The sequence below is a fragment of the candidate division KSB1 bacterium genome (assembly GCA_022566355.1).
Classification (GTDB): domain Bacteria; phylum Zhuqueibacterota; class JdFR-76; order JdFR-76; family DREG01; genus JADFJB01.
The window spans coordinates 21319-29575 of the sequence record JADFJB010000053.1; the positions used below are offsets into that span (position 1 = coordinate 21319).

Here is an 8257-nt window from a genome sequence, read left to right on the forward strand (position 1 = left end):
TTATCTTTGTCAACTTTGAAAATAACAGCCACCTATAAGGAATGATGTTAATGAAGGGTTATGTTTACATCTTAAAATGTTCAGACAATTCGTACTATAAGGCTCTACTCATAATTTTGAAAAGAGAATTTATGAACATAAATCTGGCAAAGGTCCTGACTATACTAAGAAAAAACTACCTGTTGAAGTCGTTTTCGTTTCAGAATTTCCCAAATATTACGACGCTTTGATATTTGAGAAGCAAGTAAAAGGTTGGTCAAAAAAAAAGAAGGAAGCATTAATTGACGGCAACTTTGATTTTTTACCCAAATTAGCAGAGTGTAAGAATGAAAGTCATTTCAAGACTTTTGAGAATGATTCATGGCGTCACACCCTTCGACTCCGCTCAGGGCGCTAATATTAATTTTTACGAAATGAATTAACTTTGTTCATAATTTAACAATGTCTATATTATCTTTGTCAACTTTGAGAATAACAGCCACCCTGAGCGGAGTCGAAGGGTGACTGAGTAAATTTGCGCTGATATTGAACAAGTCAAGAAAAGGTAACTAATAAACAGAAAGGAGCTTGAAACATGGCTCTGGATTTTCATAGAAAGTTAAAATTAATTCGTCAGATTCCAAAACCCCTTCCGATTAGAGAAAGGGCAAACTACACCCTTGAAAATGCCCGTCCGGGTGGTCTTCTGGAAATCGAAAACAATCTCCATCTTGTAGTTGGCGAGACCCACTATATGCAAGGCAAAACACCCTATAAGGAGTTTAACCTGGTGGATATAGATACCGGCCAAAAGAGATTCCTCGAATTTGGAGAAGAGGATGAATTGGTCATCAATTTCTGGCATACAACGGGGATCCCGTTATCGAAAATCGAATATGACAATAATTATTTTCTGGAGGATCATGGTATTCCGGATGTCAGAAGTATAAAGTTATTCCTGGATCTTTGCAATAAATACGATGATGGTGAAATCACATACAAAGGCCAGACTTTGTATTTCTATGAGAGCCTGCAAGCTACCTGGACCGGAGATGGTAAAAAGGAAACCCAGAAAGCATTTAACAAACATCGCTATTGGGATTTTCTACCGTTTGAAGCGGAAGAGGATAACGAAATTGACTTGGGCACACCTATCGTCAGTGTCGAACGTTGGTTTGGAGATAACGAAGAAGAAGACGAGTTTGATGTCAATTATGGTTACCGCATCGCGCCTGAGAAAGCTGTTGTCTGGGCTGTGGGAAATAGCAAGAAGTAAATTTAGCCGAGATCCAAATGAATAAAAATCACAAACACTATTCAGACAACTCAGCCACTGCTCTGCGTCATTCTGTAATCGAAGGAGAGCTTGATCTCAAGCAATTCAACATCCTCAAGCAAAGCCGGGTTGATTCAAAGGAACCAAAGTTCACGATTCACGGACGTATTATCGGCGCCAGTCATTTGTTAACATTTGATTTTGATTCAAGAGTATTTCACGAACTTTTTGCCTGCCAGGAAAACGAAATATCCAATAATGAAATTGCTGCGTATGGTCCCCTGGGTAAAGTTTCCGCAACTATTCAATTAAAATTATGGAACCGGATCGATTATTCATTTCAGGCAAAACTACTTCGTTATGTCGATGCCGGGCAATGGCTTAATGAATTCGAACAAAACGCTGCGGAAATCGGTCGATCCGAAGAATGGAATACGATGGGACTGGTATTCGATTTTCCCATGCATGAATCAATCAAAATCGTACCGAAGACCATAGTAATTGTAAATTATAACGAAACAGATGGCCAGATTAAAATCACAACGGCTCACTCCTACCCCAACGAACAAACAATTGTGCGAAGTGAAAGCACATTGCAATGGGTGTAAATGAAGGTTGATCATTGATGGCACGAATCAGATATAGTTTGAGCAACAAAGATAAAATCCGCTATGCAGGATTTGCTCTCCTGAATTATTTGATTAACGGCCCACATACTTTTCCGGTGCTTTTGTCCGGCAATGATCTTCATCTTGAACCCATTCTTCAGCATCTTCGAAAAAACGATACTATAATCATTAAAGAAAATCGATTTGTTCCAACAGAATCGGGCCGAACTGCCCTGGCGGAGCTTTTGGTTCGCTACAAAGAATTAGACAAGGAATTATGCGTCTATGATTCCGTAGACCTGGAAGAGGGTGAATTCGGAATGGAGTCCATTTACGATTTTGATGACGAAGGTGAATGGAATGCATTCTTGGATGATGAGCGCTGGGAAGATTTGCGCATTACTGTTTTGGAGTACAAAATTGAAAATAAGAACGAAGACCATTTAACCAGGCCGGTTGAATTTGTTTTCATGTCATTCCTTAAAGAAAATCGATTCGATTTCAAAAAACCAAATTGGCAGAATGAATTATTGTCCGGTGAAATCTGGCAGGAAATTTTAGAAACTTCTAATGCCGCCCTATCCTGGAAAGATTTGGGCGATGAAGATGTTATTGAGGATATTATCGAGCATGGTTTGCAGTTAATGGCGGACCTTGAGGAAGAGGAAGAGTAAAAAAAGAATTTTTAATAATACAACTAAACCGATTAAGGAGGTAAATTCATGAAAAAGCAATATTGCGTTTCATTGCTCATTGTTGGTAGTTTGGTGTTCTATACGTCTTGCAGTGAAAATTACTACAAAGTGAACACCCAGGTTACTTCTTATGCCGCCGATGGCCTGGACTTAAAAGCTGTTGGTGAATTGTTGAAGACATCCACAGATGCTAAAGATTTGGAGAAAAAGTTGAACGAACCCAACTCGGTTAACAATCTCGATCTCGATGAAGATGGCAAGGTAGATTTCATAAAGGTTGAAAGTGACGATAAGGGCAGCATCAAAGTGCTAAAACTCACGGCTGTTTTATCCGGAAGTGGCGAGGAACAAGATGTAGCGACAATTGAAATCGAAAGGACAGATGATAAGGCTAATGTTCAGGTACGCGGAAATGAGCAGATGTATGGTCACAACCATTATCATCACTCTTCTTTTGGCCTCGGTCAAATGCTATTACTGGGCTGGATGTTTAGTCCCCGTTATTCTCCTTACTATTCTCCATTTGGCATGGGTGCTTACCCGGGTTATTACGGCCGTGGATATGGCCCCGTTTCTTCTCGTGCCTACCGAAACAGTACCGGTTCTTTGACAAGAAATTCATCCTATAATAGAACCAGAGGAAATAGTCTATCCAGGAATGTTACGTCAACAAATGTCAAATCTTCATCCAGGGTTAAAGCGCCTCTCAGGAATCCGACAACCAGCCAGAGAAGATTCCAGGCACGTAATCCTTCCAGCAAGGTACGTCGAGGCGGATTTGGCAGCAGCAGATCATCTCGCTCGAGTTCCAGAAGTTCAGGCAGAAGTTCCAGATCGGGTAAGTAATATCAGGAAAGATTATTTTTTCTGCAAATTTGCTGTTTTGCTTTGAAATTCAACAATAGCTTGCTTTTGAACTAGACACACATTAAGTTACTTCGAAAAATACAAAGGAGATTCCAATGGTACAAGACATCTTAACTGAATCATGGCAAATGACCTGGTTTGTTGCTGTTGCGATGATTATCGCTTTTATCGGCATAAAAATATTCGATGCACTCACTAAATTTGACGAGAATAAACTTGTCATCGAGGATGGCAATTTAGCTGTCGCCTTACGTAAAGGTGCAATATTATTAGGGCTTGGTCTCGGTCTTTCGAGTTCCCTGGTCGGGCCTGTCGAAAATCTTTGGCAAGATACCGCTTATGTTGCACTTTACGGTGTGATTACATTCCTATGCTTATTCATCGCTGGTTTCGTGAATGACAAGTTCTTGCTGATCGGTTTAAACAACAATCAACACATTGAAAAAGGCAACAGTGCAGTCGGATTTTTTGAAGTGGGTAGCTACCTTGCAACGGGTTTGATTTTGAAGGAATCGCTTGGCGGGGACAATGCCAGTATCTTCAATGCACTTATTTTCTTTGTAATCGGCCAACTTGTCCTGGTCATATTTTTCAAAATTTACGAGATGGTAACTCCGTTCAATTTGGTTGATCTCATCGAAAAGAACAACGTTGCTGCTGGAATCGCAGCCGGCGCCATGTTAACTGCGCTTGGATTAATACTTTCGAATAGCATCGCCGGACCATTTATCGCTCTCGGTGATGATATCATTGCAATTTGCATTGCCGCCGTTCAAGGCATCGTTTTGTTACTTCTTGTCAGGTTAGCTGCTGCACGTTTATTCTTGCCAAAAGCCGATCTGAAAAAAGAAATCGAGGACAAACAGAACGCTGCAGCCATCGTACAGATGGATGGATTTATCCTCACAGCAGCTTTGATTATTGCTGCGGTAGTTCTTTAAAGCGATTGAACACGGATTACTCGGATGTTAGCGGATTTCTAACAAATTTTCCTTTGGAAATCCGCTTTAACAATGTCAACTGCGTGCTGTTCAAAAGATCAACATGAATAAAAACCAATCCACTGCACGCTGGTACATCGCATCATCGATGTTCCTCACGGGCTTGTGTGGTTTCGTCTTCGAATGTATTTTAAGCACCTCTTCAACGCATATTTTTGGTAACTCTACCAAAGAATGGACTTTCACAATTTCCTTTATGCTGTTGATGATGGGCTTGGCCAGTTATCTGCAAAAATTTCCTGCCTTCATAAAAAATGAAAAACTAATCGAACAATTTATCTTTATCGAAATGGCGCTTGCTTTACTTGGCGCTTTTGCACCCATTATCCTATTCTCCGCTCATGCATTTTTTCCTGAAAAAGTCGGAGGGTTCCAGATATTCCTGGTTGGAGGAATTGGATTTCTCATTGGGCTGGAGATCCCGGTTGCCCAACGCATCAACGAAAAATATGCCAGCCTGGCTAAAAATATATCCGACACCATTGCCCTGGATTACATTGGTGCGTTTGTGGGAGCCCAATTATTCTACCGGTATTTATTGAAAGAATTTCCCTTGGAGCAAATTAGTTTTGTGGTTGCTGTTTTTAACTACATCGTTGCGGTTATGGCATATTGGTATTTTTACAAACAGGGAAACATTCGTAATGTTATCCAAACCCGGCTTCTTATTGGTTTTACAGCCACAGCTTTAATCGCCGGATTTCTTCTTACTCCGCTAGTTACCATGTCACAACGACAAAAATTCTTTCGGGATCATGTGATCATCGAACTACAGACTGAATACCAGCACATTGTTGTCACCCGGAATGCAAGAACCGGCAACCACGATCTTTTCCTGAATGGCCAGCTGCAATTTTCCGGCGATGATGAAGAACGCTATCATGAGCCATTAGTCATCCCGGCAATAACCTTATGGAGTTTGGATGAAAAGCGAACAGGCAACAAATTAAATGTCTTAATTCTCGGCGGTGGAGATGGATTGGCTGCTAATATTGTCCGTAACTATCCATCTGTAAACTCCATCACCATGGTAGATATCGATCCTGGTATGGTTAAATTCTGTGCGTCTAACCCGGTTATTACCCAGTACAACCAGGATGTTTTTAAAGATGCCAATGTAGCTGTTCTGAAGTCCGGAGCGATTCGGAGCATGGGTCCAGTGCCGGTCTATTATGAAATCGGCGGGATTAATGATAAACGGAAAAAACATGAAATCAGCCAGGTTACCGAGGTTGCAGATTGGGAAATCGAAGTCGAATCGTTTGTTGGTGAATTGCAGAATCAGAAGTTGAACAAATTTGTAATTCTGAATTATGATGCGGATTTATTTATCAGTAAGATAAAAGATCGCAAATGGGATGTAATCATCATTGATTTTCCCGATCCCCGAACTTCTGAACTGGCTAAACTTTACAGCTGGGAATTTTATGTAAAAATCAGGAGTATTTTGGCAGAGGGAGGGATTATGGTCACCCAGGCTACCTCTCCCTATTATGCCAAGGAAGTGTTCCTAAGTATTCGCAGAACGATGGAAGCCGCAGGATTCAAGACCATTCCGTACCAGGGATTCGTCGGCAGCTTTGGGGGAAACTGGGGTTGGATTATCGGCCATTTACTTCCCAATGCGGATTTGGATAATCGCCTTTTGGCTTTGCATCAAATGGAATCTTTTAAAGTGCCAACCCGCTATTTAAAGCCCAGCATGTTTCAATCCTTGCGAACGTTTGGCAAGGGAGACCTTACAGCGGAAGAGTATCCCGATGCCATCAATTACCTTACTTCCATTCCAACACTTGACGTAATTTATGAAAAAGCATGGCAGAAGCTTTAGTGAATTCAATTCAAAAGGGTAAAATTGGATGATGCTTTTCCTACCTGCAAAATTAAAAAAAATCATAGAACGACATGAGCCATTGCTATGGTTATTCAATCTACTCATAATCTTTTTTTTCATGTTTATACTTCATCTGTTTGTTTATAAATGGGTTGAGGGCGTTGCCTGGGAGGAAGCTTTGTGGGTAACCTGGGCTACTTTTAGTACAGTGGGCTACGGAGATTTTTCAGCCCAAACCACAGTCGGGCGGTTTTCGTCGATCATATTGGGAACCATGGGAATTGCGGTACTGGGAACTTTATTTGCAGCTACCTTTGAGGCGATGCAATACAGAAAAAACCAAAGGAGATTTGGATTTATGAGCAATCCGATAAAAAACGGTTATGTTATTTTTCATTTACCCGGCGAGAAAACACTGGGTATGTTCCTGCGAGAAATTTATGCTGTTGAAGGTGATGTCGGTGTTTGTGTAGTCGATGACAGTACTGATGAGTTGCCGCGGAGTATTGTTCAGGAATATGGGAGCCGGGTTCATTTTATCCGGGGCAGCAGCCTGGACAAAGAAACTTATGAGAAAGCTAATCTTGCCAACAACAAAACAGTTCTGGTTTTTCCCAAAGACCCATCGTCTGGTGAATCCGATGGTATTACCAATACTGTAGTTAAACTTATTCTCTCATTCGTTAAGGAAGACACCCGGGTGTTGTATATATTGGTTGATCAAAAAAATGGCTGGATGTTCGATAAACGAGCCATCGCGATACTGCAAGACCTGGAAATTCTTGCGATTGTACAAGAATGCCAGGATTCCGGTACTGCTTTGATGGTCGAGCGGCTGCTTCATAACACTTTGGGCGCCAACCCGAAGAGCGTTATTCCCAAAAAGATCATCGGCTATACCTGGAAGGAATTTCAGCTAGCTATGATTACGGCAAATATTCGTGCCAACCCATTAGCATTGATACATGATGGAGAACCGGAATCTTGTCCAGAGCTTGAAACCGTGATTCAAAAAGGCGATATTGTTTTGATTGCGGCTTATGACGGTTATAATTGGCAGGAGATTGAGGAGAAGTTGTCAAAAATTACCAGACAGGATTAAGGTAAATCTAAAACGATGTAAATAACAAGCTATCATGATATAGATCGTAAAACGGAGAAACGGAGAACGGAAAAAAAGTTGAAATCCGAATTTCTAATCTCTAAAAACGAAACAAATGTTAATTTTACAATTCAAAATTTCCAAACCTAAGACCATTCTTAACCTGAATAAAATATGGAATACATCAATCGTGTTGATGCTCTTAAATTATGACTAAAACAGAAGCGATAGGGCGAAACAGAGAGCGGGAGGATAAAAAGAAAAAAGAAAAGAAAAACTGTCTACATTTTTCAAGACGACACTAGGGGGAATCCGTTATCCGGTATCCGGTATCCAGCATCCAGCATCCAGCATCCAGCATCCAGCATCCAGCATCCAGCATCCAGCATCCAGCATCCAGCATCCAGCATCCAGCATCCAGCATCCAGCATCCAGCATCCAGCATCCAGTATCCAGCATCCAGCATCCAGATTCCCCCAATAAAAAAAGGCCATCCTAAATCGGATGACCCTTGAGAGTAAACCTCCTTGTTGTCGTTGTTATTATTGCGCCGCTAATGCATAGCGAGAGAAGTGATCGATCTTCAGCAACATCTTATTGCCGCGATAATCGATTTTTTCAGGTTCCTGTTCGATATAATTGCCATTGCTATCGATGTAATAAAGTGTGGGTACTGATATTCCCAAATCGGCATAATTAAACCAGACGGTCGCTGATGGACTGAACTCGCATCCCGAGGGTCCGAAACTAAACAGCAGCTCATTCTTGGCGGTGTCTATATCGATTTCCATGAAGAGGATGATCTGGTTATCCGTCCAGCCAGTAGGCGGTGTCAATGAGCCACTTCTGAACGAAAAGGTCGTGCCGTTTTCGACTTTCAACTGCCCACCCTGAA

Annotated in this window: 8 protein-coding genes and 1 pseudogene; 8 read left to right on the top strand and 1 reads right to left on the bottom strand. The window is 41.4% G+C overall.

Annotated elements, in window-relative coordinates:
• Positions 1–50: 50 nt before the first annotated feature.
• The 8 genes and pseudogenes from IIC38_10915 to IIC38_10950 all read left to right on the top strand — a co-directional run bounded on the left by IIC38_10915 (position 51) and on the right by IIC38_10950 (position 7362).
• Positions 51–397 (top strand): annotated as a pseudogene (locus IIC38_10915) (GIY-YIG nuclease family protein).
• Between the two features lie 177 nt (positions 398–574).
• Positions 575–1255, top strand: coding sequence for a hypothetical protein (locus IIC38_10920; protein ID MCH8126462.1), 681 nt, complete (start codon positions 575–577; stop codon positions 1253–1255).
• A gap of 17 nt (positions 1256–1272) precedes the next feature.
• Positions 1273–1863, top strand: coding sequence for a DUF2617 family protein (locus IIC38_10925; GenBank protein MCH8126463.1), 591 nt, complete (start codon positions 1273–1275; stop codon positions 1861–1863).
• Positions 1864–1880: 17 nt separating this feature from the next.
• On the top strand, positions 1881–2537 hold the full coding sequence (locus tag IIC38_10930) for a hypothetical protein (GenBank protein ID MCH8126464.1): 657 nt from the start codon (positions 1881–1883) through the stop codon (positions 2535–2537).
• A gap of 48 nt (positions 2538–2585) precedes the next feature.
• Positions 2586–3404, top strand: coding sequence for a hypothetical protein (locus tag IIC38_10935; protein ID MCH8126465.1), 819 nt, complete (start codon positions 2586–2588; stop codon positions 3402–3404).
• A 116-nt stretch (positions 3405–3520) separates the two neighbouring features.
• Positions 3521–4366 carry a DUF350 domain-containing protein gene (locus tag IIC38_10940; GenBank protein MCH8126466.1) on the top strand — a complete coding sequence of 282 codons (846 nt, stop codon included), beginning with the start codon at positions 3521–3523 and terminating at the stop codon, positions 4364–4366.
• Positions 4367–4469: 103 nt separating this feature from the next.
• The gene (locus IIC38_10945; protein ID MCH8126467.1) at positions 4470–6257 is read left to right on the top strand and encodes a spermidine synthase; all 1788 of its coding nucleotides are present in this window, start codon (positions 4470–4472) and stop codon (positions 6255–6257) included.
• 28 nt (positions 6258–6285) lie between these two features.
• The gene (locus IIC38_10950) at positions 6286–7362 is read left to right on the top strand and encodes a hypothetical protein (protein ID MCH8126468.1); all 1077 of its coding nucleotides are present in this window, start codon (positions 6286–6288) and stop codon (positions 7360–7362) included.
• A gap of 542 nt (positions 7363–7904) precedes the next feature.
• Here IIC38_10950 and IIC38_10955 read toward each other — a convergent pair.
• Positions 7905–8257, bottom strand: a 353-nt coding sequence (locus IIC38_10955; protein ID MCH8126469.1) for a hypothetical protein, incomplete at its 5' end; no start/stop codon positions are given.